1 protein-coding gene is annotated in these 1,539 nt (G+C 62.2%); it reads left to right on the top strand.

The window, feature by feature from the left end; all coding sequences use genetic code 11:
• The coding region (gene hutU / locus AWM69_RS22645) for a urocanate hydratase (RefSeq protein WP_218728597.1) at nt 1–1,539 on the top strand (1,539 nt) is incomplete at both ends.

Below are 1,539 nucleotides of genomic sequence, written 5' to 3'. Positions count from 1 at the left end.
CCGCCACCGTGACGGTGAAATCCGTGCAGCCCGCGGCACCCAGCTCACCGCCAAGAGCTGGATGACCGAAGCCCCGTTGCGGATGCTGATGAACAACCTCGACCCGCAAGTGGCCGAGAACCCGACCGAGCTGGTGGTGTATGGCGGTATTGGTCGCGCAGCGCGTAACTGGGAGTGCTACGACAAGATTGTCGAGAGCCTGACCAACCTCAACGATGACGAAACCCTGCTGGTGCAGTCGGGCAAGCCGGTCGGCGTGTTCAAAACCCACAGCAACGCGCCCCGTGTGCTGATCGCCAACTCCAACCTGGTGCCACACTGGGCCACGTGGGAACATTTCAACGAACTCGACGCCAAAGGCCTGGCCATGTACGGCCAGATGACCGCCGGCAGCTGGATCTACATCGGTAGCCAGGGCATCGTTCAGGGCACGTACGAAACCTTCGTTGAAGCCGGGCGCCAGCATTACAACGGCAGCCTGGTGGGCAAATGGGTACTGACCGCCGGCCTGGGTGGCATGGGCGGTGCGCAGCCTCTGGCCGCCACTCTGGCCGGTGCCTGCTCGCTGAACATCGAGTGCCAGCAGAGCCGCATCGATTTCCGTCTGGCGACTCGTTATGTCGACGAACAAGCCGTGGACCTGGATGACGCGCTGGCGCGTATCGCGAAATACACCGCTGAAGGCAAAGCCATTTCTATCGCCCTGTGCGGAAATGCCGCCGAACTGCTGCCAGAAATGGTCCGCCGTGGCGTACGTCCGGACATGGTCACCGACCAGACCAGCGCCCACGACCCGCTCAACGGCTACCTGCCTAAAGGCTGGACCTGGGAACAGTACCGCGACCGTGCCGTGACCGACCCGGCTGCCGTGGTCAAGGCGGCAAAAGCGTCTATGGGCGAACACGTCGAAGCCATGCTGGCGTTCCAGAAAGCCGGTATTCCGACCTTCGACTACGGCAACAACATCCGTCAGATGGCCAAGGAAGTCGGCGTCGAAAACGCCTTCGACTTCCCGGGTTTTGTACCGGCTTATATCCGTCCCTTGTTCTGCCGTGGCGTAGGCCCGTTCCGTTGGGTCGCGCTGTCGGGTGATCCGGAAGACATTTACAAAACCGACGCCAAGGTCAAAGAACTGATTGCCGACGACGCCCACCTGCACAACTGGCTGGACATGGCCCGCGAGCGCATCAGCTTCCAGGGTCTGCCAGCACGTATCTGCTGGGTTGGCCTGGGCCAGCGCGCCAAGCTCGGCCTGGCGTTCAACGAAATGGTACGCAGCGGTGAGTTGAAAGCACCGATCGTGATCGGTCGCGACCACCTGGATTCGGGTTCGGTGTCCAGCCCGAACCGCGAAACCGAATCGATGAAGGATGGCTCGGATGCAGTCTCCGACTGGCCGCTGCTTAACGCCTTGCTCAACACCGCGAGCGGCGCGACCTGGGTTTCGCTGCACCACGGCGGTGGCGTTGGCATGGGCTTCTCGCAGCATTCGGGGATGGTGATCGTGTGTGACGGCACCGACGAAGCGGCCGAACGCAT

It is taken from the genome of Pseudomonas sp. D1HM, assembly GCF_019266105.1.
In the GTDB taxonomy this organism is placed as follows: domain Bacteria; phylum Pseudomonadota; class Gammaproteobacteria; order Pseudomonadales; family Pseudomonadaceae; genus Aquipseudomonas; species Aquipseudomonas taetrolens.
The sequence above is the reverse complement of the archived record's forward strand: the minus strand, read 5'-3'. Positions and strand labels throughout refer to the sequence as shown.